The sequence below is a fragment of the Alloscardovia sp. HMSC034E08 genome (assembly GCF_001813415.1).
Taxonomy (GTDB): domain Bacteria; phylum Actinomycetota; class Actinomycetes; order Actinomycetales; family Bifidobacteriaceae; genus Alloscardovia; species Alloscardovia omnicolens.
The window spans coordinates 215,760-238,763 of the sequence record NZ_KV812468.1 but is presented as its reverse complement, the minus strand read 5'-3'; the positions used below and the strand labels follow the sequence as shown (position 1 = coordinate 238,763).

General features: G+C 48.7%; 20 protein-coding genes. 11 read left to right on the top strand and 9 right to left on the bottom strand.

From position 1 onward, the window contains the following. The first annotated feature begins 1 nt into the window (after position 1). The 6 genes from HMPREF2909_RS02485 to HMPREF2909_RS02460 all read left to right on the top strand — a co-directional run bounded on the left by HMPREF2909_RS02485 (position 2) and on the right by HMPREF2909_RS02460 (position 7,908). Positions 2-1,000, top strand: coding sequence for an NAD(P)H-dependent glycerol-3-phosphate dehydrogenase (locus HMPREF2909_RS02485; RefSeq protein WP_071415104.1), 999 nt, complete (start codon positions 2-4; stop codon positions 998-1,000). A 90-nt stretch (positions 1,001-1,090) separates the two neighbouring features. After that, positions 1,091-2,233, top strand: coding sequence for a D-alanine--D-alanine ligase family protein (locus HMPREF2909_RS02480; protein WP_071415103.1), 1,143 nt, complete (start codon positions 1,091-1,093; stop codon positions 2,231-2,233). Positions 2,234-3,053: 820 nt separating this feature from the next. After that, on the top strand, positions 3,054-3,917 hold the full coding sequence (locus tag HMPREF2909_RS02475; protein WP_071415102.1) for a hypothetical protein: 864 nt from the start codon (positions 3,054-3,056) through the stop codon (positions 3,915-3,917). Between the two features lie 375 nt (positions 3,918-4,292). Then, the gene (locus HMPREF2909_RS02470; RefSeq protein WP_071415101.1) at positions 4,293-5,522 is read left to right on the top strand and encodes an extracellular solute-binding protein; all 1,230 of its coding nucleotides are present in this window, start codon (positions 4,293-4,295) and stop codon (positions 5,520-5,522) included. Positions 5,523-5,674: 152 nt separating this feature from the next. After that, positions 5,675-7,009, top strand: coding sequence for a carbohydrate ABC transporter permease (locus HMPREF2909_RS02465; protein WP_230467071.1), 1,335 nt, complete (start codon positions 5,675-5,677; stop codon positions 7,007-7,009). Next, positions 7,009-7,908 carry a sugar ABC transporter permease gene (locus HMPREF2909_RS02460; RefSeq protein WP_071415100.1) on the top strand — a complete coding sequence of 300 codons (900 nt, stop codon included), beginning with the start codon at positions 7,009-7,011 and terminating at the stop codon, positions 7,906-7,908. Before HMPREF2909_RS02465 ends, HMPREF2909_RS02460 begins: the two co-directional genes overlap by 1 nt. Before the next feature lie 548 nt (positions 7,909-8,456). Here HMPREF2909_RS02460 and HMPREF2909_RS02455 read toward each other — a convergent pair. Next, positions 8,457-9,452, bottom strand: coding sequence for a mechanosensitive ion channel family protein (locus tag HMPREF2909_RS02455; protein WP_022856940.1), 996 nt, complete (start codon positions 9,450-9,452; stop codon positions 8,457-8,459). Positions 9,453-9,760: 308 nt separating this feature from the next. Between HMPREF2909_RS02455 and rpmB the strand changes: the two genes are divergently transcribed. The 3 genes from rpmB to rsmD all read left to right on the top strand — a co-directional run bounded on the left by rpmB (position 9,761) and on the right by rsmD (position 13,002). Then, a complete protein-coding gene (rpmB, locus tag HMPREF2909_RS02450; RefSeq protein ID WP_018142574.1) occupies positions 9,761-9,955 on the top strand; it encodes a 50S ribosomal protein L28 in 195 nt (64 codons plus the stop codon). 135 nt (positions 9,956-10,090) lie between these two features. Next, positions 10,091-12,424, top strand: coding sequence for an ATP-dependent DNA helicase RecG (locus HMPREF2909_RS02445; RefSeq protein ID WP_071415099.1), 2,334 nt, complete (start codon positions 10,091-10,093; stop codon positions 12,422-12,424). An 8-nt stretch (positions 12,425-12,432) separates the two neighbouring features. Next, complete coding sequence (rsmD, locus tag HMPREF2909_RS02440) at positions 12,433-13,002, top strand: 16S rRNA (guanine(966)-N(2))-methyltransferase RsmD (protein WP_071415098.1); 570 nt, start codon at positions 12,433-12,435, stop codon at positions 13,000-13,002. Here rsmD and trmD read toward each other — a convergent pair. The 8 genes from trmD to cysS form a co-directional block, all read right to left on the bottom strand. After that, the gene (trmD, locus tag HMPREF2909_RS02435) at positions 12,984-13,811 is read right to left on the bottom strand and encodes a tRNA (guanosine(37)-N1)-methyltransferase TrmD (protein WP_071415097.1); all 828 of its coding nucleotides are present in this window, start codon (positions 13,809-13,811) and stop codon (positions 12,984-12,986) included. The two genes, rsmD and trmD, sit on opposite strands and share 19 nt — an antisense overlap. A 10-nt stretch (positions 13,812-13,821) precedes the next feature. Next, on the bottom strand, positions 13,822-14,412 hold the full coding sequence (gene rimM, locus HMPREF2909_RS02430) for a ribosome maturation factor RimM (protein WP_071415096.1): 591 nt from the start codon (positions 14,410-14,412) through the stop codon (positions 13,822-13,824). Continuing rightward, positions 14,399-14,632, bottom strand: a complete 234-nt coding sequence (locus HMPREF2909_RS02425) for an RNA-binding protein (RefSeq protein WP_021617572.1) — start codon at positions 14,630-14,632, stop codon at positions 14,399-14,401. The genes rimM and HMPREF2909_RS02425 overlap by 14 nt, the downstream gene beginning before the upstream one ends. 1 nt (position 14,633) lies before the next feature. Further along, positions 14,634-15,071 (bottom strand): 30S ribosomal protein S16, encoded by a 438-nt coding sequence (gene rpsP, locus HMPREF2909_RS02420; RefSeq protein WP_021617573.1) that lies wholly within the window; start codon positions 15,069-15,071, stop codon positions 14,634-14,636. A 152-nt stretch (positions 15,072-15,223) separates the two neighbouring features. Further along, positions 15,224-15,469, bottom strand: coding sequence for a hypothetical protein (locus HMPREF2909_RS02415; protein WP_071415095.1), 246 nt, complete (start codon positions 15,467-15,469; stop codon positions 15,224-15,226). A 35-nt stretch (positions 15,470-15,504) separates the two neighbouring features. Then, entirely contained in the window at positions 15,505-16,752 is a 1,248-nt protein-coding gene (locus tag HMPREF2909_RS02410; protein ID WP_084797217.1) for an endonuclease/exonuclease/phosphatase family protein, read from the bottom strand. Continuing rightward, positions 16,742-18,373 (bottom strand): signal recognition particle protein, encoded by a 1,632-nt coding sequence (gene ffh, locus HMPREF2909_RS02405; protein WP_071415094.1) that lies wholly within the window; start codon positions 18,371-18,373, stop codon positions 16,742-16,744. Before ffh ends, HMPREF2909_RS02410 begins: the two co-directional genes overlap by 11 nt. Positions 18,374-18,379: 6 nt before the next feature. Beyond that, entirely contained in the window at positions 18,380-19,948 is a 1,569-nt protein-coding gene (gene cysS / locus HMPREF2909_RS02400; RefSeq protein ID WP_071415093.1) for a cysteine--tRNA ligase, read from the bottom strand. Positions 19,949-20,302: 354 nt separating this feature from the next. On the opposite strand from cysS, the gene HMPREF2909_RS02395 reads away from it, so the two are divergent. Both HMPREF2909_RS02395 and HMPREF2909_RS02390 read left to right on the top strand, forming a co-directional pair. Then, positions 20,303-21,040 carry a type 1 glutamine amidotransferase gene (locus HMPREF2909_RS02395; protein ID WP_071415092.1) on the top strand — a complete coding sequence of 246 codons (738 nt, stop codon included), beginning with the start codon at positions 20,303-20,305 and terminating at the stop codon, positions 21,038-21,040. Between the two features lie 27 nt (positions 21,041-21,067). Continuing rightward, positions 21,068-22,999, top strand: a complete 1,932-nt coding sequence (locus tag HMPREF2909_RS02390) for an ABC-F family ATP-binding cassette domain-containing protein (protein ID WP_071415091.1) — start codon at positions 21,068-21,070, stop codon at positions 22,997-22,999. Positions 23,000-23,004 lie beyond the last annotated feature (5 nt).

Here is a 23,004-nt window from a genome sequence, read left to right as displayed (position 1 = left end):
TGTGGCACAGGTAACTGTTTTAGGTGCAGGAGCGTGGGGAACAGCATTCGGTCAAGTTGTGGCCGATGCTGGCAACGATGTGATGATGTGGGGCATCGAGCCAGAAATTATCGATGCTATTAACACGAAGCATACGAATCCTGTGCGTTTGCCTGTGGTCAAGGAACTTCCTCACTCCATGCGCGCAACTTTAGACCGTGCAGAAGCAGTGAAAGACGCTGAGATCATTATTGTGGCTATTGCTGCGCAGTTTGCACGTCAAGCATTAGAAGAATTTGCGGGCTTAATTCCATCGAATGCTATCGTGGTCTCGCTCATGAAAGGTATTGAGCGCAGCACAGACAAGCGCATGGATGAAGTGGTCACCGAAGCACTGAACCTGCCTATGGAACGTTTTGCTGCTGTATCTGGTCCAAACCTGTCGAAAGAAGTAGCACAGCGCCAGCCAGCAGCAGCAGTAGTTGCATCGGTTAACCGTCAGGTTGCGGAAAAAGTTGCAGTAGCAGCAACCAACGATTACTTTAAGATGTTCGTAACCGATGACGTTGTTGGCGTAGAAATGTGCGGATCGTTAAAGAACGTAACCGCGCTCGCCGTAGGTATGGCTCGTGGCGCAGGATACGGAGAAAATACTGCCGCTATGATTGAAACGCGCGGTTTAGCAGAACTAACTGCTTTGGGTGAAGCTTTGGGCGCTAACCCTCGCACGTTCTCCGGATTAGCAGGTGTAGGCGATTTGATTGCTACCTGCGGATCTCCGCTCAGCCGTAACTATACTTTCGGCGCTAACCTCGGTAAGGGAATGAGCGTGGAAGAAGCTACCGCAGCATCTAATGGTGTGGCGGAAGGCGTGCCAACAACAGCAGCAGTTGTAGCCTTAGGCAAGCAGTACGGTGTGCCAACCCCTTTGGCAAGCGCTATGAATAACGTACTTGAACAGGGTATTTCCTGCGCAGAAATGCTCAGCCAACTTTTTGCTGACGGTTCTATTGAAGAGTAAAGTTTCGTTCAAGCTAGGGTAGCTACTAATGCAGTTGCTGATACAGTTGCGAAGCGCGAACTGACGAGATACATGCATAAGGAGAAGCAGATGACAGATAAGAAAAATATCGTATTTCTTTATGGCGGTAAAGCAGATGAACACTCTATTTCCTGCATTTCTACAGCCGGAGTATTAAACGCTCTCGACACAGAAAAATTTAACGCTATTCCCGTGGGCATAACGCGCGAAGGCGAATGGATTATCGGCAGTGAAGACCCGCGCGCATGGTCACTTGACGAGGCACAGCAGTCCGGAAGTATGCCGCAGGTGCGTGCAAGCGAAACAAGTCAGCGCGTTGTGATTGATCCAGCAGGCGGGCACGAAGGTTTCTTCGCTCTGCAGACGGATGGAAGCTTGCAATCGCTGGGATACATTGATGCCGTATTCCCTGTGCTTCACGGTCCTTATGGAGAGGACGGCACAGTGCAAGGCCTGCTCGAAATGATGGGTATTCCTTATGTGGGATGCGGCGTTTTGGCGTCTTCGGCTTGCATGGATAAGCATTATACGAAGGAATTATTGCGTCAGGCGGGCATTGGTGTGGCAGAAGGCTTCAGCATTGACGCTCGTAAAGCTTCGGAGCGTGATGGCGCTCAGTTGCGCGCTCGCGTTGTGGAAGAAAAGCTCAGCTATCCGCTATTTGTGAAGCCATCGCGTGCAGGATCTTCTTTTGGTGTAACGCGCGTTGACTGGGTAACAGATGCGGCAGAGCAAGAACAGTTGCTTCAGGCTGCTGTTGAAGAAGCGGCATCACACGATTGGCGTGTGCTTATTGAGCAGGGTGTGAACGGTCGAGAGATTGAATGCGCGGTTTTGGCGCCTCGCAGCGGTGATGAGCCACGCACATCTTGGCCGGGTGAAGTGGTTATTGATTCTGCGAATACCACTGAATTCTATGATTTCGACAGCAAATACATGGATAGCGAAGCCTCTCACGTAGAAGTTCCTGCTGACTTACTCCCAGAATTACTGGTTAAAGTGCAAGACGTAGCTGCCCGAGCATTTACTGCTGTGGATGGTGCAGGATTGAGTCGCGTAGATACCTTCGTTACTGCTGAAGGTGATGTGCTGGTCAACGAAATTAACACTTTGCCAGGATTTACGCCGATTTCCATGTATTCCAAGGCGTGGGAAGCAAGCGGGTTGCCATACTCTGAGTTGATTACTCAGTTGATTGAAGGTGTGCTCTAACAGAGAGCGGGGTGCGATGCGTGCACGGGTGCGCTGAGCGCGGGTGCTTAGAACTTCTACGTATCTGCGAGTTCTCTCTCAATTATGCTAAGCAACCCTATCTGGTGCTGAATCTACAGCAGTTTGTGGGATTTTAGTGTGGGGTTTGGTTTGTTTGTGCTGTTTAACGTGGCTTGGCAGTAACCGATATGTGAAACTTGTGCTTTAACATGTGGGTTATGCTTATTCACGTGTTGTGAGCGAGGTGCGTTGAACGTGTCCTTGCTCACAACGGTTAGAACTTGCAAAATGATGTAATAAAAAAGGGTACTGATTTTTGATCGGGCGAGGTTGTATATTCGAAGGCTTTCGGGAGTTAGTGGGGCTTAGGGGAGAATGTTGCTCATTAGGCTCCAGTTGATTCTTCCGAATGTTATGTGTTAAGGCATCGCTGCAGTGTGAATGTGTTTATTTTATGAGTGAAGTCGATACGCGCAACCGATATGCCAGTTTTGAAGCCATTTTTGCGCATCAAAACTGGCATAACAGGTGTATTAATCGGTTAAGCTGAATGTGTGAGAGTAATAGCTCTTCGAATTTAACGCAGTGTGAAGGTTAATTGTGTCTAGTTACGCACCCGCAAACCTCGAACCCCCCCCACTAAGTCAGATGAACCTCTATGGCATTTGTTTGAGCTTGTTTATGTAGATTGTTAGACTAAGTGGCTACAACGCAGGAGATTGTAATGCAGCTGCCATGTGCTTAACGGTTTCACTGGGCAACTAGTACAGGCAACCAGCACAGTCGAGTTCGAAGGCGAAGGAATATATTAAGGAATATTATGGGCGAGAAGAATCAGCATTATGCGCCAGAAGTCTATTCAGCATCTACCTCAGCGTCTCCATCAACGCGTGCAGCTACGGATGCACGCAGTGCTGATCAGCCTGCCCAACAGCGCGGTCTCTCTGTTGCTGGTATTAAAACCATCGCTTTGGTATTCACTTTCTTCTCGGTTCTCGCCACCGCGATTTTCCCTACCTTGTTTGGCATAGAAAATATGGTGGGGTTAACCTTGGCTGTCGTCTCAGAAGTGCTGTCTTGGCTGGCTGTGCCTCTTATAGCATGGCTAACCGTTCAAGGCATCAAACACACACGCCATATGAACGGCTATCTTGCCCGCGTTTTTGTGCTTGCTCTGCTCAGCGAAGTGCCATACGATATGGTAACCACTGGTAAAGCATGGGATTTCAGCTCACAAAATCCGGTATGGGCAGTATTTATTATTATTTTCACCTTCAGCGTGCGCGGCGAGATTATGAAAAATATTTCCGCGAAAACAGGCAAGGTATTTTCGAAGCATTCGCGCAATACCCTCGTATTAGATACTGTTATTTTTGTGCTCGCTGCTATGTGGATGCTGATGCTTCGCGTGGGCATTCGTCAGCAGTTAGTTCCGTTGGGGCTGATTATGCTCGTTTTCGCTTATATTTATTACTTCCTCGGTCTTAAAGAGAATACGATGATGCTCTTATCGGGAATTTTCGGCGCGATGTGCGTGATTACTCCAGGTATTGGCGCTGTTGTTTTGCATTACCGCAATGACTACAAAATGGGGTATAGCCACGATAATCGCGTAGTGCAATTGGGGTGGTATGGAGCATATTTGCTTATTCTTGTTTTCGGAACGCTGTTCGTCGTTTTCTAAAGTCGTTGCGTTCTTCCTTCGCTCTGTCTGCTGTATGCCGATTTTCGAAAGACGTCGGCATACAGTATTTTGTCCATTTTATGAGATAATAAATAATGTCAAACGTACTTCTGTAATATTTCTTGAGAACGTTCCCAAATGGCTTAAAATAATATATTTTCTTACGTTCAAAAAGCAAATCCAAAAGCTAAAGTCTTTCTATATAATACTTTTTCTCATCATTTACTTGTTTTCGGCAAATAAAACTTGCAAACGTATGCAAAACGGATATACTCAGTTCTAGTAACAAAGAAGAAATGGGCACGGTGCTCGCACTTGTTCATTGCTTGAAGTTTGTTACCTCGATAGAGATTCGTTTTTTGGGGGAGGTCAATGATGACGAAGTTTGCAAAGGTATTAGCTGCTGGTGCAGCCGCTGCCATGCTCTTAGGCGCAGGCGCATGTGGCGCCTCGAATTCAGGTTCTGGTTCGGATTCTAAAACAGCAACCATTACCGTATGGTCTGCTGCGGAAGATCAGGCCAAGAAGGATTCCTGGCTGCAAACTATGGAAGCTGCATTCGAAAAAGAACATCCTGAATACAAGATTACTTGGAAGAACTCGGTGGTCACGTCTGCAGATGCAGCAACCACTGTTAAGCAAGATCCAGCGGCAGCAGCAGACGTATATCAGTTTGCAAGCGATCAGCTGGGTGCTTTGGTAGATGCTCAAGCTATTGGTGAGCTGTCTGACGATGCAACCAAGCAGGTAAAAGAGCAGAACGACGAAACCTTGGTCAATTCGGTTACTGGTACCGATGGCAAGCTTTATGGTGTTCCACTCTCGGGTAACACCTGGTTTATGTACTACAACAAGTCCAAGTTCAGTGCGGACGATATTAAGTCCTTCAATACAATGCTCGAAAAGGGTAAGGTAACCTTTAATATTGCTAACTCATGGTATTTGCCATCCTTCTATGTGGGCGACGGTATGACCATCTTTGGTAAGAAGGGTACAGATGCTAAGGCTGGCATTCAACCTGGTTCACACGCTGCAGAAGTTACTGAATTCCTTACAAGCCTTATGAAGAACCCTAACTTCGTTCTCGATAATAATGCAGACAATGCTGGCTTAGCTGCAATGAAGAACGGCACTGCAGATGTCTACTTCTCTGGAACCTGGAGTGCACAGGACATGAAGGAAGCTTTGGGAGATAACTATGCAGCAGCACAGCTGCCAAGCTTCACTCTTGATTCTGGCACATACCAGATGAAGTCCTTCGCAGGCTCTACTTCTATGGCCTATAATCCTAACGCCAAGAACGCAAAGATTGCGGCTCAGTTTGCAGCATTCCTTGGTTCAACTCAGGCTCAGAAGAAGCACTACGAGATGCGTCAGATTATTCCAGCAGACAAGTCTTTGGAGAGCATGGTTGCCGATGATCCAGCTGCTAAGGCTCAGATTGACACTTTGGCTAATACTTCGATTATTCAGCCAACTCTGACAGAGATGAGCAACTTCTGGGATCCATGCGAAAACTTCGGTACTGCAATTACCACTGGTGATGTTACCGCAGCAAATGCGGCTGAAAAGACGCAGGCATGGTTCGACGCATATAAGAAGTAAATATGCTTAAAACTCCTTACAGTCATTGATGCGCTTCTCCTTCACTTTCTCACGCATCAATGACTGTGGGGAGTTTTTATAGGCGAGATAATTTTTCTGTTATCTGATTTTCTATTATCTTGCTGGCTGTTTTTCGGAGGATGGATATTACTATGAAAAGCTCGGTTTTTGGGCGCACGTGGGTCAGTGGTGATATTTTTACCAAACTCTCCTACATTATTTTTGGCGTGGGCAATCTGGCGCGCAAGCAGATTGTTAAAGGCTTATTATTTTTAGCTTCTGAGATCGCTATTATCTCGTACTTTGTAACTACTGGCTCTACGTATCTGTCAAAAATTGGTACTTTGGGCACGGTTAAGCAGGGACGAGTAAAGGTTGACGGTTTCTGGGAATATACTGCAGGCGATAATTCTGTCGTTATTTTGCTGTACGGCGTTATGGCTATTTTCGCTGCTATTTTGTTCGTATGGCTTTCCGCTCTGTCTGCACGCAGCTCGCTCAAAGCTGAGCATGACGTTGCTGAGCGCGGACGAGCAACAACAATTCGTGAAGATTGGCATGATATTTTCGACACTCGTGCACAGATTGGTTTAATGTCTTTGCCGGTGTTGGGCGTGGTTGTTTTTACTATTTTGCCATTGGTATTTATGATTTCCATGGCTTTTACCAATTACGATAAAGACCATGCAGTGCTCTTTGATTGGGTAGGATTAAAGAACTTCGGTCTCTTCTTTGGACAGGGCAGCAAAGATGTAACGGCAAGTATGTTCTTTGATGTTTTAGTATGGACCTTGATTTGGGCGTTCTTTGCTACCTTCTTGAACTTCTTCCTCGGCATGTTTATGGCGATGATTATTAACCGCAAAACCACGAAGCTCAAGGGTTTCTGGCGTGCATGCTTCTCCATGTCGATTGCTGTGCCTCAGTTCGTATCTTTGCTGGTTATGCAGACCATGTTGCGTCAGGATGGTGCAATTAACCGCTTACTGCTTGACTCTGGCTTGATTCATCACGCCTTGCCATTCCTCACCGATACTTTGTGGGCGCGCGTTACCGTTATTGTTATTAACCTGTGGGTGGGTATTCCATATACCATTATGCAAATTACTGGTATTCTGCAAAATGTTCCAGCAGAACTTTACGAAGCTGCAGAACTGGATGGTGCAAACTGGTGGCAGCGCTACGTCAACGTGACTTTGCCATATATCTTCTTCGTTATGACGCCTTACCTTATTACCACCTTTACGGGTAATGTGAATAACTTTAATGTGATTTATCTGCTCACCGGCGGTGCTCCAACCCCTGTGGGGGCATCTGCAGGTAAAACAGATTTGCTCATTACCTGGCTGTACAAGCTCACCGTGGATAAGAATAACTACAATCTCGGCGCTGTTATTGGCATTATGACCTTTATTGTGCTTGCAGTGGTATCTCTGATTACCTACCGCAGTTCCGGTTCCTACAAGAATGAGGAGCGTTTCCTGTAATGAATACTCAAACAACGAAGCACGCAAACGATAAGATTCCATTTTGGAAGAACCAAAAGTATCGTCGCATTCTTACGGATACTATTACGCATATTTTCTTGGCGCTGATGGCGGCAATCTGGATTCTGCCTGTGGTGTGGGTGTTCCTTGAAAGCTTTAACAAGAATACGGCGGCATATCAGCCAACCTTCTTCCCAACTGAGTACACCTTCAACAACTATATTCAGTTGTTCACCGAAACAAGCGTGATGAACTTCCCTCGCATGTTTATGAACACGTTGATTATTGCAGTCTTCACCTGCTTAATCTCGATGTTCTTTGTGCTGGCTGTGTCTTTCTGCATGTCACGCTTACGTTTCCGCGGGCGTAAAACCTTTATGAATATTGCCTTGATTTTAGGCATGTTCCCATCGATTATGTCGGTTATTGCCATCTACTTCATTTTGAAGGCATTTGGATTGACCAGCGGATCGTTGGTTATTATTTCCCTCATTTTGGTATACTCTGCTGGATCGGGTATGGGATTCTATGTGATGAAGGGGTATATGGATACTATTCCTATGTCGCTCGATGAAGCTGCGTACCTTGATGGCTGCACGCGCTGGCAGGTTTTCGTGGAGATCATTATTCCTATCTGCAAGCCTATGATTGTGTATCAGGCTATTGTAGGCTTCTTGGGGCCGTGGCTTGACTTCGTGCTGGCAAAGGCTATTGCCCGTACGCAAGACAACTATACGGTGGCTTTGGGGCTGTGGCAGATGCTGCAAAAGGAGTACGTGAATGAGTGGTATGCACGCTTTGCAGCTGGAGCTGTGTGCGTATCTATTCCGATTGCGATTTTGTTCATTCTGATGCAGCGCTACTACCAGCAGTCTATGTCTGGCTCTGTTAAGGGATAACTATAAGATTTCTCCTCCAGAGAAAACAGTACGGCGAGATTCTTCTTGGAATCTCGCCGTTTTACTTACAGGTTGTATTCTTCACGCGTTTGTGTTGTATTGAGGGTTCTGACTGTTCCGAGAGGTAATGCGTTGCACGGCATCATAACCTACGGCATGCGGATTGATAGAACCACCTTTGTAAGGAGTCTTCGGATTTTGGTGAGTGTTTCGGTTGTAGGGATGTCAGCATTGTTAGCGCTGAGTTCGTGAATCATGAGGTACTATACCGAAGCACGATTCACGTCGAAGGTTATGCGTTCAACCGGATAGAGATGAGTTCGTCAATCGTGGAGCACTCTCGCACAGCATGTTTCACGCTACGTTTTACCCCTGTAGAAATAATCAGAACGTTCGTGAATCATGGAACGCTAGAGCAAGTCACGCTTCATGAACCATTCCGTCAAGCTATGAGCAAGCACGAAAGCAAACCAAAACCCCACTAAAAATCCAAAGAGGCGGTTTTCTTCGCGCAGTTGGCTATCGCTTATATCAAAAGCGCCCAGTATTTACTCCTTAGAACTGTTCTTCTTACAACGTTCCGGAGCAGGAAATTCAACTGGTTTTTGAACTACAGTCGTCACTCCTGTATCAACAACCTTCTTCTTAGCAGCAGAAGCGCCCTCCATAGCGTTATCTACTAACGGTGTGCGCAAAATCTGAGTAGACACTAAATCAGGCAATTGAATATTATCGAGCGGAACTGTAGAAGCTGTTGGCTCACCGCTATCTGGTAAAGCAGAAGCAAGATATGGCTTACCTGCCAAAGCGCGTGCAGCACTGTCATGAATAACTGAGTAAGCAGTGCGTTCTTTTGCATATAAAACAACGTTTGCTTCAATGCCGTACGCAGTAAAACTGACTAAACGCACAGTAGGAGTTGTGCCCTTGAGCGAGTAATTAAGCGTTGCGGTCTGAACTGTGCGCACAATATCGGCAACGGTGGAACGCACATCAATAGAAGGCTTTAATAAAATACGTAAGGTGGTATATGCCTCGTTTGAGCGCAAAATCTTTTCCAAGCTCGCAGTGTTGAGCACAGAGTTAGGAATCCACATTTCGTTACCGTTGCGCTCAATAACAACTGTGTGTCGCCAGGTAACATCCTTAACTGTGCCGTGAATATTGTTAATAACTACGCGGTCGCCCGGCTTAATGACGCGACCCGCCATAAGGCCGAAACCGCTGATAATGTTGGAGATAGTGTCCTGCATACCCAAGGAAATCGCCACACCACCAACTCCCAGAGCGGTAATTAAGGAATTTGCCTCAATGCCGAAAACGGGTTTAAGCACAATAATAAAAGCAATCACCCACAGGGCAGAACGGGTAACGTTAATAAATAAGCTGGCGCTAGGCAAAGGAGAACGATCAAGCAGAGCGTGCATAGCCTTTGCTACAAAATGCGAAATTAAGACAGTAACTACTATCGTGATGGCAAGAAAGATAAAACGATCTGTTTGGTTATTTACCCAGTTTGTGAGAAATTTAATGATGCTATTCATGGTCGTCCTTGCAGTAGTGTGCGCTCTAGGGTTTAGGCTCTAGGCACGACTGTATAGCAAAGAGCGAGCAGCACAAGTTGCAGGCTAAGATTTTCACAGTGATTTCAAGACAGACACAGCGGCTGTTAGCTCACAGCGCAGTATGCTTGTCAAGCATGTCCGAGGTTTGCAAAGGTCTGCCTCCTTGTGTACTATAGAGAAGTTGTTTGCTCTAGGCGCATTGTGCCTATTGGTTGTGCCTATTGGCATAGTGGTCGCAGAGCACGGAAGATGTGAGTTTTAGACTTATACAAACAGAGGAGTCCAAGATGGCAGCTCGTTGCGCAGTATGCGGTAAGGGTCCACAGACCGGTTATAGCGTATCGCATTCGCATATTCGTAATAAGCGTCGCTTCCTGCCAAACCTCCAGGCTGTGCGTACAACTGTTGATGGCGAAAACGTTCGCCTCCGCGTTTGCACTTCTTGCCTTAAGGCTGGCAAGGTTCAGCGTCGCGTGGCATAGTTTTGTCACCAACTGACCCCGGGAGAAATCCTGGGGTTTTTTAGTATCAGCAGTAGTAACAGCACCCGCTCGCACGTTAAGTCAATAGAGAGCAAGCAATCAATCAAGCAAACCGAGCAGAAACGAGGCGTCCCCATGGTTGATATTCATGCAGCGCTATCAACGCTTATCAGCAATAAGCGACGTGTGGGAGCGCTCAAAAAGCTCGGCGTTATTACCTGTGAAGATTTGCTGACCTACTATCCTTTCCGTGTGTCAGCACCTGTTGCGGCTCGCTCTATGGATCAGATTGCTGTGGGTCAGACGGCTGTGTGCGGCGGTGTTATTGATCGTGTGCATGTCTCCTCAATGGCTCGCGGAGGTTCACGCATTGTTGTGGAAGTGCGCGATAGTGAGCCAGGTGCCCGCGCATCTGTTCAGCTTGTGTATTTTACGCATAAAAAATACTATGTGGATTATCTACTCTCTCGTCTGCGCGAAGGTCAGCGCATAGCTGTGCAAGGAACACCGAGCGCATATGGTGGCACTCTTCAGTTCACACATCCCGTCACATGTACGGTTCGAGATGATGATTCCAGTTTTCCGCTTGGGCAAGCGGATTCCTTGGCTCAGGCATTAGATAAATTGAGTCAACCTCAGCCGATGTATCATGCCACGTCACGCATTTCTTCGCCACATATTCATGAGACCGTGCTTACGGTTTTAGAGGCTATGACAGGTATTTCGCATGTGTCCACTCAGCCAGATGAAGATGAAAGCGCTGCTAATGCGCGCAATTTACAGGCTCATGCCGAGGATCTCGCAGCAGTTATTCCCGATGTTCTACCTGAGAGCGTGCGCGTGGAACACAAACTTATGCATAAAGCTGAGGCTCTGCTGGCTGTACACTGCCCAACAACGCCCCAGGAGTTCGAGCAGGGCTTGGATAGCTTGCGTTGGGAAGAAGCTTTCGTATCGCAGATGGCGATGGTGATGGCTCGTGAAGATACGAAAAGCTCGCAAGCCTACGTATGCGAGGACAACGAGGGGTATGTGCAGCGTTTGGTGAACAGCTTGCCGTTTGATTTGACTGAAGGACAGCAGGAGGTTATTGCTGAGATTTCTGCAGATATGCGCTCGGGCACGCCGATGAGCCGTTTGCTTCAAGGAGAAGTTGGGTCGGGTAAAACTTTGGTAGCGCTTGCTGCTGTGCTGAAAGCTGTGGGCGCGGGACATCAGGCTGTGCTGGTGGCTCCTACGCAAGTGTTGGCTCAGCAGCATTTTGCCAACATTGGTCAGGCTTTGGCTGATGCTGGGTTACAGGATATTCCGCTTGTGCTCTTGCAAAGTGGCATGAAGTTAGCAGAACGCCGTAGAGCACTGTCTGTTCCTGCATCGGGAGTGCCGTGCATCGTGGTGGCAACGCATGCCGCTTTTTCCAAGACTTTCCAAGCTCCTCATTTAGCGCTTGTGGTAATTGATGAGCAGCACCGCTTCGGCGTAGAACAGCGCGAAGTATTGCGTTCTGAAGTGAACGAAGAGGGTATGGTGCCGCACATGCTGGTGATGACGGCAACACCTATTCCTCGTTCTGCAGCTATGACATGGTTCGGTAATCTCGATATGTCATGGTTGGCACAATTGCCTGGTGGGCGCAAACCGATTCGCACAATTCTTGTGGACGAAGCAGACACAAACACAATGAAGCGTGTCTTTATTCATGCGCGCGAACGCATTGATGCGGGGGAGCGTGTGTATGTGGTGTGCAAGCGCATTGACGCAGATGGCGAAGACGCAGAAGACGCTTACAACGAATCGGGTTTTGAGGAGATTGGTATTGACCCACTTACCGGTGAGCTTGTGGACAAGCCTGCGCGTGTTTTGCATTCTGTGGAAGAGATGAGCGAGCGCTTAGCTAGCCTGCCGCAGTTTACAGGCATATCCGTGGTAACACTTACAGGGCGCGACGACGATGCTACGAAGGCTGAGGTTATGGAGCGTTTCTCTTCGGGAGAAGCACCTCTGTTGGTCTCCACCACTGTTATTGAAGTGGGTGTGGATGTGCCTCAAGCAAGTTGCATTATTATTTTCGATGCCGATACTTTCGGATTATCCCAGCTACACCAGTTACGCGGACGTGTGGGACGTGGCGGCACTCAATCATGGGCGTTCTTTGTACATAATGCTGAACCGGAGTCTATAGCCAGCGAACGTTTGGCAGTTATTCGTGATTCTTCTGATGGAGCTGTTATTGCACAGAAAGACTTAGAATTGCGAGGTGCGGGAGATGTGCTCAAGTCAGCTCAGGCAGGTTTCACCTCCTCCTTTAAGCTGCTCCATGTGGTGAAGAACGCCGATATTATTATTCAGGCGCGCCAAGCCGCTCAAGACGTTTTTGAGCACGATAAAAACCTCTCTCGAGATGCACAACTCAAGGGTGCTGTATTAGACTTTATGCGTATGGCTTCAGGCTATTCGATGAATTCGTAGGAGAAAATATGCGTATTATTGCTGGTCGTTTTAAGGGGCAGGAGATTAAAAGCCCGAAAAATGCAAACCTTACTCGCCCTACAACCGACCGCGCTAAAGAAGCGATTTTCTCCCATTTAGAAGCGATTGGATCACTGGATAAAGCGAACGTAGCCGATGTGTATGCAGGTACGGGAGCCTTGGGTTTTGAAGCTTTAAGCCGTGGCGCGCAGGCGGTAACTTTTGTAGAAGCTCATGCTCAGATAGCTGCTTTGATTACGCAGACCGCTCAAGGATTGAAAGAATCAGGTCAGTGTGGGGTAGCTGTGCGTATTTTGCGCACAACAGCAGAAAAGTTTTGCGCTCGCGTGAGCAATACGAAGATGTTTGACCTTGTTTTTATGGATCCTCCGTATGCCGTCAGCACGCAAGAGGTGAACGAGCAGTTAGAACAATTAAGTTCTGCCGTAACTGAGAACGGCATTATAATGGTGGAACGTTCTGCGCGTTCCGAAGATATTACGGCACCTGAAGATTGGCAGATTTACTTGCGTAAGGAATATGGAGAAACAGATGTTTTCTATCTGGAACGAGGATGATCGCCGTTCACAATCCATCCAAGCTCTGTGAGGAGTTTGCGGTCTTTCTTATCTAAGCGCGAGCAATCTAAAGCTTCAATAATATCGGGACGTAAAGCGCTGGTACGGCGCAGTTCTTCGTCACGGCGGAAACGATCAATATTGGCGTGGTGTCCCGAAAGTAAAACCTCGGGAACGCTCATACCGCGCCATGTAGCAGGTTTTGTATACTGACGATGTTCAAGCAGACCTTCAGAACCAGTATAAGATTCCTCTTCAATAGATGCATGATTGCCCATAAAACCATCAATTAAACGGGTAGTGGCCTCGACCATTACAGACACAGCTACTTCGCCACCGTTGAGCACATAATCGCCAATCGAATATTCGCGCACATCGTAGCCTTGAGCTGCGTAATAAGCAGGCAAACGACCATCGTAGCCTTCGTAACGTCCGCAACCAAAAATCAAGTGCTTGGCATGGCTAAGCTCAGTAGCATCTTTCTGCGTAAAAGTTGGGGCAGAAGGATTAGGAAAAACGAGCACAGCCGATGAATCACAGCCAGTAGCAGCATCCGCCTGCTCAATAGATTCTAAAGGCTCAATGCCGAGTAAATCATCGAGGCACTGCGCCCATACTTCTGGCTTCATCACCATGCCAGCGCCACCGCCCACAGGCGTATCATCGACGCTGTGATGCACATCATGAGTCCAATCGCGCAAATTATGAATGCCGAACTCAATTAATCCCTTATCTTGAGCTTTACCAAGCAAACTCAAATCAAGAACATTGAAATATTCAGGAAAAACAGAAACAATATCGATGCGCACAAAAAACCTTTTACAGATCTAATAAACCAGCAGGAGGGTCAATAATAACATAGCCCTCATCAACATCAACAACAGGAACAATATCTTCTACAAAAGGAATAAGTGAGATTTTACCACTCTCGTTCTTAACTTCCAACAGATCTTGAGCAGTGTTATTGTATACAGCGCTAATTGTGCCCACTTCATGCACTTCTACGCCGTCATAATCGGCTGCTCGAGCAGTTTCAGGGTCATTGACTTCCAGAACGTCAAGACCTACGAGATCTGCTAAGTACCAGCCTTCATCCTCACCGTCAGTTGGCAGGTCGGCTTCTTTATCAATAAAAAGATCAATGCCGTTGAGTTCTTCGGAAGCGTTGCGATTGCTTATACCTTCGAACAGAATAATCCAGCGGCTTTTAAAATTGCGGGAGCGCATAACTCTAAACTCACGACCATCTTTCGTGAGTAATACGCTTCCCGGGGCAAAACGATTCTCAGGGTCGTCAGTAAAAGCGCGAACATTAACTTCACCCTTAAGACCCTGAGCTCGTCCAATACGACAAACCCTCAACAACGTGCGCTGTTGAGGGTTTGTGTGCGTAGAATCAGCGGCGCGCATCGATAATATCAATTCGAACGTTGTGGTCCGCAATAGCTTGAACGACGGTTCGGATGGCGGATGCCGTGCGACCTTGACGTCCAATAACGCGACCAATATCTTCGGGATTAACGCGAACGCGAATGTGCTCGCCTCGAGCGCTGTCATGAGACTTTACCGATACATCGTCTGGAAAATCAACGATGTTCTTAATCAAATGCTCTACCGCTTCAGTCAACATTTTACTCAGCCTCTGCTTCTGGCTGTGTTTCTTCAGCTTCAGCAGCAGCTTCTGCCTTAGCCTTTGCAGCAGCTTCAGACTTTGCAGCCTTAAGCTTCTGAGCTTCATTGTCTGCAGCTTCAATACGTGCAGCAGCATCTGGACCAGCTTCAGCGGTGCGCAAAGTACCTTCTGCACCTGGCAGGCCCTTGAACTTCTGCCAGTCACCGGTAATCTTGAGCAGGTTCAAAACAGGTTCGGATGGCTGTGCGCCAACGCCGAGCCAGTACTGTGCGCGCTCAGAGTTAATCTGAATGAGGGAAGGCTGCTTGTTTGGATCGTATACACCGATCTCCTCAATAACCTTACCGTCGCGCTTTACGCGAGAATCTGCTACAACTACGCGATAGAATGCGTAGAACTTCTTACCGAAACGCTTCAAACGAATCTTAGTTGCCAAGATGGCTCTCCTTGTATCATGAGGGTGTTGTTCAGGTCATCCGTGTGGGGCACGCAATCACTGAGCAACGTGTAACCCCGCGCATATTGGAATTGAGGGCGCCAACATACGCAGATAACGCGTTCTAGTTTATCGGAACGGCTCGATTTTTACTACTTGTGAGCACGCTGAGCTGCAGCAATATCGTCGGCAATAATGCGGTCCACGATGGAGTGCGGAATATATTTGCTATCCGTTTGAATTTCGTACTCGCCATTGGCTAGTTCTAAACCGTTTGTGCGGCTAAAAGTTACGCGAAAAGTTACGGTTCCCGACAGCCTGGCCACGTGTGCACGCACGCCTGTTACGTGTGTGTAGTCCCATTCCTCGCTAAAAGTTACTGCTTGTTTCTTTGCCATGATGCTTCCTTTGTTCGTTTCGTTTTTATTGTACGTTAGCGCCAGCTCAGCGTAGCGATAAGCGCTTTATGATCGGTTCGCGGTATAACAGCAGTTTTTACGCTAACTGACTGCATTTCGCGCGTATGGAGCACATGATCGATTTCAATCATGCTTGGCAGGAAAGTCCATGATGATGGGAAAGTAGGATGTGCCCCACTATGAAGTTCAAGAGAAGAATCAAGCAAACCAGTGTTGATTGTAGAGCGCAAACTCGGATGAACAGTGCTTGAGTTCATATCTCCCATCACAATTGTGGGAACATCTGTTCCGCTCGACAGGCTGGCTAAAGCAGTAATATCATGATGCCATTGTTCAGTACTGCGCTGTGGGGAATATGGATGAGTGGAGACGATGTGCACGGCTTGATTATTGACTTGTACGGTTATCCACGGCGTGTGAGAACCCATGTTGTTCAGCAAAGTTGAGCCTGATTGTGTGACGAGATAGCGCGACCAGAGAGCATTAAAACCGCCGTTATCGCTTGCTTTTTTCTCACCTAACTGTTCGTGCGGCATGAGAGTATCTATGCCGGCTTCGTGTAAACGCTTAACGAAGTCACTGCTTACCTCTTGCACAGCAAGCACATCTACATTCATCTGTTTGAGCGTGTGAATAATCGCGCTGGTATCTGCATGTCCGTAACGCGCGTTAAGCGTCATCACAGTAATCGTCTGTTCAGAGTCAGTGCTGACGGCACTGTTCATGCTTTGCCGAGGAGAGCCAAGCACAGGCATAATCTCAGCAGGAAGTGGCACAAAATAGGTGAGCGACCACACAATATGAACGATTAGCAGAGCAATACTCGTCCAGACCTGAGTCGTGCTGTGCGTAAATAGGCTGAGAGCCAGCACGCCGCACAGGGGGATTGCAAGAAGAGGAATAAGAGCGGTAATAAATGGCAGCGGACCGAAGGAATCCCATCCGGCAGGAAGATAGCGTAAAGCCATCCATAAAGCAATACAGCCTAGAATGCACCATAAAATCATAGATACTCTTTTCGGTTGATGGTTCTTTGACTGAGACGTTGAACGCGAATTCTTGCGTTTCGGTGAGCCTGAAGCGCGCTGCAGAAGTTCTGATTGGGCGCTGGAAAAGCCCTTCATATGCGTGAGAGTGCGCGGATGCTGTGCAGATGCGGATGTTCCACGTGAAACCGTTCTGCGCGAAACAGACGAAGCGCGCCTCTGAGAAGAAGACGCGCTTTTCTTTTGTGCTGCGCGGCGAGACTTTTTAGTTGCCACCGAGCAAACTACCTAATCCGCCGAAACCATCGGGAAGCTGAGGGATATCTGGAATCTCCTGCTGCTTCATAAAGGATGCGCCTTGAGGAGCTGCGGGCTTCTTACCGGCCAAACGGTCGCGTAAAGCCTGCTCTTCTTGAGCGCGCTTCATAGGGTTACCGCTCTTAGACTTGTTCTTCTTTTTCTGAGCGGCCTTAAGCTTCTTGCCCTTACGCGAGTTCGCGGAAGGAGCGCCCATGCCCATAGCGCCACCCATACCTGGAATGCCTACGGAATTGCCCATACGCTTCATCATCTTGGCAGCCTGCTCGAAGCGCTGCAAGAGACCGTTAACCTGGGTAACAGTTACGCCGGAACCATAGGCGATGCGGGCGCGACGAGAACCATTAATAATCGACGGATTGCGACGCTCTTCAGGAGTCATCGAACGAATAATAGCTTCTGTGCGGCCGATTTCCTTCTCGTCGAGCTGCTCAAGCTCCTTACGGTGAGCGGCCATGCCAGGAATCATGCCGAGCAAAGACTTCATCGAACCGAGCTTACGCACCTGCTGAAGCTGAGCCAAGAAGTCGTCCAAACCAAAAGTGCCCTCCGACATTTTGGCTGCAGCCTTCTTCGCCTCTTCCTCATCGAACTGCTTTTGAGCCTGCTCGATAAGAGTGAGAATATCGCCCATATCCAAAATACGCGACGACATGCGGTCTGGGTGGAAGACCTCAAAATCCTTCAAACCTTCACCGGTAGAAGAGAACAAAATCGGCTTACCCGTCACGCTCGCCACAGACAAAGCTGCACCACCGCGCGCATCGCCATCCACCTTGGAGAGGACTACACCAGTGAAATCAACGCCCTCGTCGAATGCCTTCGCCGTAACCACAGCATCCTGACCAATCATGGCGTCGATAACGAACAAAATTTCCTGAGGGTTTACAGCATCGCGAATGTTGCGAGCCTGCTGCATAAGCTCTTCGTCCACGCCCAAACGACCAGCGGTATCGATAATAACCGTGTCGTACATTTTCTGCTGAGCGTAGCTAATCGAATCGCGAGCCACCTGCACAGGATTGCCAGCGTCCTGACCTGGAGTGGCAGTTCCTGCAGCTACAGCTTCCGAGGAAACACCGCGCTCAGGCGCGAAAACTTCTACGCCGGCGCGCTCGCCCACAACCTCCAACTGGGTAACAGCATTTGGACGCTGCAAATCAGCAGCCACCAGCAAAGGCGTGTGACCAGTATCTTTAAGCCAATAACCAAGTTTTCCCGCCAAGGTAGTCTTACCAGCACCCTGCAAACCGGCCAGCATAATAATTGTTGGCGGATTCTTAGCGAAGTTGAGTGGACGATCAACGCCTGCACCCAAAACAGCAGTAAGCTCTTCGTGCACGATCGACACCACCTGCTGAGCAGGATTGAGCGCATCGCTTACTTCCGCGCCGAGCGCGCGCTCGCGAATGCGTCCGGTGAAGGAGCGTACAACGTCCACGGCTACGTCGGCATCGAGAAGAGCACGACGGATTTCGCGAATAGTGCCGTCAATATCCGCTTCAGACAATTTACCCTTCGAACGCAGGTTCTTAAAAGCGTTCGACAGGCGATCGGTGAGGGAACTGAATGTAGCCATAAGTCCTTATTCTTTCACTTTCCAGGTGGAGCCTTGCGGGTCATCTACAATAGTAATACCTGCTGCGTTCAGGGCGTCGCGAATAGCATCGGCCTGTACAAAATCTTTGGAAGCGCGAGCCTGTGCACGAGCTTCGAGCTGAGTTTTAATGAGCGCATCGAGAGCTGCGTGTTCTGCGCTGTTCGTGGAGTTCGCGTTGGACGATACAGAGGAAGCCCATGTCTGGTTTTCGGGGTCGAGACCGAGAACATCCAACATAGCGCGCACAGCGGTTACGGTTTGTGCTGCTTCTTGTGCATTGTTGTTCGCTACTGCGGTGTTTCCTTGACGAACCGTGCTAAAGATTGCAGCCAAAGCACCAGGAATATTGAAGTCATCGGTCATGGCGGTAACGAAAGCTGCTGGCAGCTCGTCGGCAGTTGTGTGCGCGATGTCTTCAGTGGTTACTGGCTCGATATTGTTGTCTTCTAATAGCTCGTGAGCGCGGTCGAGGAAGCCGGTAATGCGTTCGTATGCAGCGCGTGCTTCTTCCAAAGTTTGGTCGCTCCACTCGAGCATGGAACGGTATTGCACACCGCCCAAAGCGTAGCGCACAATCCATGGGGTATAACCTTCGAGAACATTGGACAAGCTCAAACCGTTGCCCAGAGACTTGCTCATCTTTTCGCCCTTTTGGGTGACCCATGCCGAGTGCATCCACACATGAGCAAAACCCCAACCGGCAGCGTGAGACTGTGCCACTTCGTTCTCATGATGTGGGAAGCGCAGATCCAAGCCACCGCCGTGAATATCGAAATCGTCACCCAAATACTTGTGACTCATTGCCGAGCATTCAATATGCCAGCCTGGACGACCCGTACCAAATGGCGTCTCCCAACGAGCAGTGAGCGGATCGGTGTCTTTCGGAGCCTTCCACAAAGCGAAATCGCGAAGGGAATGCTTGTCTTTCGACAGGTCTGCGGCGTCTAGTGGATTGTATTTATCGTCGCCGGCCTTATCGATGGATGGGGCGGCAGCTTCGACGTCTGCATTTGCGCTTTGCGTGCCGGCTTCCTGATGCGTCAACTCGCCGTACTTGTTCCAACTTGGCACATCAAAGTAAACGTTGCCCGACGGTGTGCCATCAGCGTTCGGCACAACGTACGCGTGACCGCGCTCAATCAAACGCGAAATCAAATCAATCATTTCTGGCACATGACCAGTCGCGCGCGGTTCGTACGTCGGCGGCAGAACGCCGAGCAGATCGTAGGACTGCGTAAACTCACGCTCGTAAATGTACGCGCGCTGCCACCACTGCTGACCGGCGGCCGCGGACTTGTCGAGAATCTTATCGTCGATATCGGTAACGTTGCGCACGAAAGTAACGTCGTAGCCCAGCTTCATGAACCAGCGGCGGATAATATCGAACGCAACAGCTGCGCGCAAATGCCCGACATGCGGCGAGCTCTGTACGGTGGCGCCACACACATACATGCCTACGTGTCTAGAGCGTAGCGGTTCGAACGGAATAATGCTGTGCGTCGCAGTATTATAGACCTTTTGTGAGGCAGCTGCCTTCGACATTTGTGTACTCATATATAAGAGATTATTAGTCTTGTCCGACAGATGGGCGCAATTTCGCCGATTGTGTAGTGGTTGTTTCTGCTTTCCGCGCGGTTTTTTGCTGTAGCTTTCGTAGATGTGCGTTAGCACTACATGGTAAAGCCTTTACCAAGTCAGTTTTAATGGGTCAGAGAGATTTAGCGTTCACTGATGTTGTTACGGATGAAAGTTAAAGCCGAGCGTAAAGTAGACCCGATCGCCCTACACAGCAATCAAATCACCTCGCACTATACAAACAAGCCAAAACTTTTGGCGTAAAACTGTAGTACGAGGTGAATTGTCCCCACTGCCAACCCTCACGTAAAGACCGCGTGGCACAATAGCACTATGACTGAAACCTCAAAGCCATATGTTCTTATCGTGCAGCACGTGCAGTGGGAACGCCCTGGTTATATCCAGGAAAGTTTGGAAGAAGCCGGCATCCCCACCCGCGTTCTCTCCATACTTAACGAGAAGAAGCCTAATCTTCCTGCGCCTGAAGAGTATTGCGGCGTGGTGCTTATGGGCGGTCCGATGGGAGCACTCGACTTCGACGAGTATCCGGGACTTAAGGCTGAACAGAAAATTGTGAAGGCGGCGGTTCAAGAGCATAAGCCTGTGCTGGGTGTGTGTTTGGGACATCAGATTATTGCTGCTGCTTTGGGGGGCAAGCTGAAGAAAGGCAAAGAACCTGAGATTGGTTTTGCGCATATTGACCGCGTTAATCGTCATGATTTCGCGCCGATGGATTCTGCAGGCACAACCGTTTTGCACTGGCATAATGACGTAGTTTCTGCTCCGGAAGGCGCAATAGTTATTGCGAAAAGCGATGCCACGAAAGTTCAAGCCTTTGCCTACGGTTCGGCGCTCGGTTTGCAGTACCATTTAGAGGTTTCGCCAACTATTTTGGAGCAATGGTTGGAGCAGCCAGAAATGATTAAAGGGCTGAAGAAGTCTCAGATAAAGAAGATTCGCGAGGACTTCCGCGAAAATGAAGCCACGCTGCATCGCGTGGCCGATACTGTTTTCTCCTCGTTCGCGGCTCGCTGCGCAAGTTTTTCGCGCGTTCTGCAGAAGAACGCTTAATAATTTTTTAGACTGGAGATTTTGTTCGTGCCTGTTCATGACATTGGCTTAGAAAACGTATCCCTCGATTTTGCGACAAAAACCATTTTCCGTGATGTAACGCTCGGCGTTGTTGAAGGCGACCGCATTGGTATCGTGGGTAAAAACGGTGACGGTAAGTCCACTTTGTTGCGCATTTTAGCGGGACTTCAGCCAGTTGATTCAGGTCGTGTAACCAAGCGCGGCGGTTTAAGTTTAGGTATGCTCGATCAGCGCGACAGTTTAGACGATAACGCAACCGTTGCGCAGGCTGCTTTAGAAGGTCGCGAAGAGTATGAGTGGGCGGCGGATGCCAGCTCGCGAGCTATCGTCGAAATGCTTTTGCTTGATATTCCTTTAGACGCGCTTGTTGGAACTCTTTCGGGTGGTCAGCGCCGTCGCGTTGATTTAGCGCGCTTACTGCTGCGTGATTGGGATATTCTTGTACTCGACGAGCCAACCAATCATCTGGATATGCTGACAATCCACTGGCTGGCCGCACACTTAAAAAGTCGATGGTCTGCCAATGCGGGCGCTCTGCTTGTCGTAACCCACGACCGCTGGTTCCTCGACGAAGTGTGCACGCGCATGTGGGAAGTGCATGACGGAATCATTGATCCTTTCGAAGGTGGATACTCTGCCTACATGATGCAGCGCGTAGAGCGCGAACGTCAGGCAGATGTAGCCGAAACGAAGCGCAGAAACTTAGCGCGCAAAGAGCTCGCCTGGCTCACCCGCGGCGCTCGCGCTCGCTCAACAAAGCAGAAGTTCCATGTAAAAACTGCGCAAGAGCTGATTGCCGACGTTCCTGAACCTCGTAACGTTGTGGAGCTGAAAGCTATGGCTACTTCCCGTTTGGGTAAGCAGGTAGTCGATTTAATTGACGTAACGCAAGTCTATGAGCAGAGCGAAGCGGAACAGACACCTCAATCTGTCAGTGTTGACATTACGCAAGACAGCGAAAGCGGAGCGGCAGTAACGCGCACGGTTACCGGAAAGCGCATCCTCGATAACGTTACGTGGCTGATTGGCCCTGGCGATCGTTTCGGCATTGTGGGTGCTAATGGTGTTGGAAAATCAACGCTTCTCAAGATTATTGACGGCAGTTTAGCGCCTACTGCAGGGCACGTAAATATTGGTAAAACCGTTAAGTTTGCTGTGCTATCTCAGCGATTAGACGAGTTAGAGAAGCTCGGAAAGTATCGCGTAAAAGAAGTTTTGAGCCGTTATAAGCCAAGCTATATTGTTGATGGAAAAGAAACAACTCCTGGTCAGCTTATGGAGCGTTTAGGTTTTTCTGCAGCGCAACTGATGACTCCTATAGCAGATTTATCGGGCGGTCAGAAACGTCGAATGCAGTTGCTGTTAATTCTGCTCGATGAGCCGAACGTGCTGATTATGGATGAGCCGGGCAACGATTTAGATACCGACATGCTCACAGTTATGGAAGATTTACTCGATACCTGGCCAGGTACTTTGATTGTTGTTTCTCATGATGCGTATCTGCTAGAGCGCGTTACGGATCACCAGTTTGCTATTTTTGACGGTAAAATCCGTCATTTGCCAGGCGGCGTAGACGATTACTTTGCTTTATTAGAGGGCAAAGAGATTGTTGATAATCCTATTTCTGGCGGCATAGTGAGCACAGGTAATGAGTCCGTGCTTACTTCTGCAGGCGTTCAGACGCAATCATCACATACTGCTGACGATAAAGCGGCGCGTATTGCTAAACGTGAAGCTTCCAAGCGTATGAGTGCTATCGAACGGAAAATCGCTAAACTGCAGGACGAGCAAAAGCAGCTTGGAGAGCAAATGGCTGCGCACAATCCAAGCGATTTTGTGGGGCTGAACGAGATAAACATGCAGGTTGAAGCTGTGCGCTCACACATTGACGAGCTGGAAATGGAATGGCTCGAAAAGAGCGAGATTGTAGAGGGATAGGGCAG

Coding starts and splice junctions, on each gene's coding strand:
- HMPREF2909_RS02470 (WP_071415101.1), top strand. CDS start 4,293: ATGACGAAGTTTGCAAAGGTATTAGCTGCTGGTGCAGCCGCTGCCATG.
- rsmD (WP_071415098.1), top strand. CDS start 12,433: ATGCGTATTATTGCTGGTCGTTTTAAGGGGCAGGAGATTAAAAGCCCG.
- HMPREF2909_RS02480 (WP_071415103.1), top strand. CDS start 1,091: ATGACAGATAAGAAAAATATCGTATTTCTTTATGGCGGTAAAGCAGAT.
- HMPREF2909_RS02395 (WP_071415092.1), top strand. CDS start 20,303: ATGACTGAAACCTCAAAGCCATATGTTCTTATCGTGCAGCACGTGCAG.
- HMPREF2909_RS02460 (WP_071415100.1), top strand. CDS start 7,009: ATGAATACTCAAACAACGAAGCACGCAAACGATAAGATTCCATTTTGG.
- HMPREF2909_RS02475 (WP_071415102.1), top strand. CDS start 3,054: ATGGGCGAGAAGAATCAGCATTATGCGCCAGAAGTCTATTCAGCATCT.
- rpmB (WP_018142574.1), top strand. CDS start 9,761: ATGGCAGCTCGTTGCGCAGTATGCGGTAAGGGTCCACAGACCGGTTAT.
- HMPREF2909_RS02445 (WP_071415099.1), top strand. CDS start 10,091: ATGGTTGATATTCATGCAGCGCTATCAACGCTTATCAGCAATAAGCGA.
- HMPREF2909_RS02425 (WP_021617572.1), bottom strand. CDS start 14,632: ATGTTGACTGAAGCGGTAGAGCATTTGATTAAGAACATCGTTGATTTT.
- ffh (WP_071415094.1), bottom strand. CDS start 18,373: ATGGCTACATTCAGTTCCCTCACCGATCGCCTGTCGAACGCTTTTAAG.
- rimM (WP_071415096.1), bottom strand. CDS start 14,412: ATGCGCGCCGCTGATTCTACGCACACAAACCCTCAACAGCGCACGTTG.
- cysS (WP_071415093.1), bottom strand. CDS start 19,948: ATGAGTACACAAATGTCGAAGGCAGCTGCCTCACAAAAGGTCTATAAT.
- HMPREF2909_RS02465 (WP_230467071.1), top strand. CDS start 5,675: ATGAAAAGCTCGGTTTTTGGGCGCACGTGGGTCAGTGGTGATATTTTT.
- HMPREF2909_RS02415 (WP_071415095.1), bottom strand. CDS start 15,469: ATGGCAAAGAAACAAGCAGTAACTTTTAGCGAGGAATGGGACTACACA.
- HMPREF2909_RS02455 (WP_022856940.1), bottom strand. CDS start 9,452: ATGAATAGCATCATTAAATTTCTCACAAACTGGGTAAATAACCAAACA.